Source organism: Paenarthrobacter sp. CM16 (genome assembly GCF_013179505.1).
In the GTDB taxonomy this organism is placed as follows: Bacteria; Actinomycetota; Actinomycetes; order Actinomycetales; family Micrococcaceae; genus Arthrobacter.
The window spans coordinates 1-1117 of the sequence record NZ_JABMCX010000560.1 but is presented as its reverse complement, the minus strand read 5'-3'; the positions used below and the strand labels follow the sequence as shown (position 1 = coordinate 1117).

General features: G+C 61.2%; 2 protein-coding genes. One reads left to right on the top strand and one right to left on the bottom strand.

Annotation, left to right across the window (positions count from 1 at the left end; translation table 11 throughout):
- The first annotated feature begins 133 nt into the window (after window positions 1–133).
- Window positions 134–709, top strand: a complete 576-nt coding sequence (locus HP499_RS24475) for a HutD family protein (protein ID WP_172326604.1) — start codon at window positions 134–136, stop codon at window positions 707–709.
- 31 nt (window positions 710–740) lie between these two features.
- Here HP499_RS24475 and HP499_RS24470 read toward each other — a convergent pair.
- Window positions 741–1117 (bottom strand): LysR substrate-binding domain-containing protein (locus tag HP499_RS24470; RefSeq protein ID WP_216660295.1); only part of this gene is annotated, 377 nt, incomplete at its 5' end.

Here is a 1117-nt window from a genome sequence, read left to right as displayed (position 1 = left end):
CTGGCGGACGCCCTCCACGGCCTCATGGCCTAACCCCATCCGGGCACCGACATGTCAACGAGGGCAGCCACGCGTGACCGGCCACACTGAAGTAAGGGAGCCACCTTTGAATTCAGCCGCACGCACAACCGTCATGACGAGGAATACCCAGCTGAAGTTGTTCTCTCAGCTGGGCTCTGAGCCATGGGCTAACGGCGCCGGCCGCACGAGGCTGATTCATTCTCACGTGGAGGGCGGTCGCGGAGCTAAGCGCGATGTCCTCTGGCGGCTGAGTCTGGCCGAACTTGCCCAATCTGCTCCGTTTTCACAGCTCCCGGACCTTGACAGGGTATTTACGCTGGCCAGCCCCGGGCCGGTGGCCCTGATAGTCGACGACGTCGAACGCTCGCTATTGCTCGGAGAATCTGCAGAATTTCGAGGCGAATCAACCACCAAGGTGGAGTTGACTACAGGCCAACGCCGGTGGGCCCTCAACCTCATGACGCACCGAAACCTCTGCACGGGAACGACGACGGTCCACCACTTCGACGGCCAGATCACCTTGAACCCAGCCGAGGGAGTTGTTGCAGCCACAATCCTTTCCGGTTACGCCGTTGACGGACGCGGCCGTATAGTGCCGAGGCTGGCTACTTTGATTTTGGGTGATCTACCGGAATACGTCATCGGCAAAGAGTGTCTCGCGGCGATCTCCTCAGTCCGGAGACGCTGACCGGCGGCAAGGGACGGTGAAGTTCCTGACGTTAGCCGGACTGGAATCCAGTGTGGAGTTTGCTCATGTGCTCCTCGACAAGTTCGATCATGGCCTTCGTGCCGGGAGAGAGCGACGACGGGTCCCGGGTAATGATGGCAAACGTCTCAATCAGGGGAGGGTTGAGGCTGACGGAGTGCAAGGACTTTCCATATCCAAGTGCCTCGGCCACCGGGGCGGAGATCACAGCTCCGGCCAGTCCTGTCGCCGCCACCGCGAGAGCGCCGGCAGGGGTTTCGACTTCGATGTCGGGAGTGAGGGACAGTCCGTGCTTCTGGGCGCGGTCGTTGAGCTGACGCCTGGTGGGGTCCAACTGCGACCACCCGGATTCAGCTAGAACCAAAGGGCGCTGCGTGAGGTTTTCTACGG

Bases quoted from the DNA above. Each gene is read 5' to 3' on its own strand.
- HP499_RS24475 (WP_172326604.1), top strand. From the start codon at position 134: ATGACGAGGAATACCCAGCTGAAGTTGTTCTCTCAGCTGGGCTCTGAG.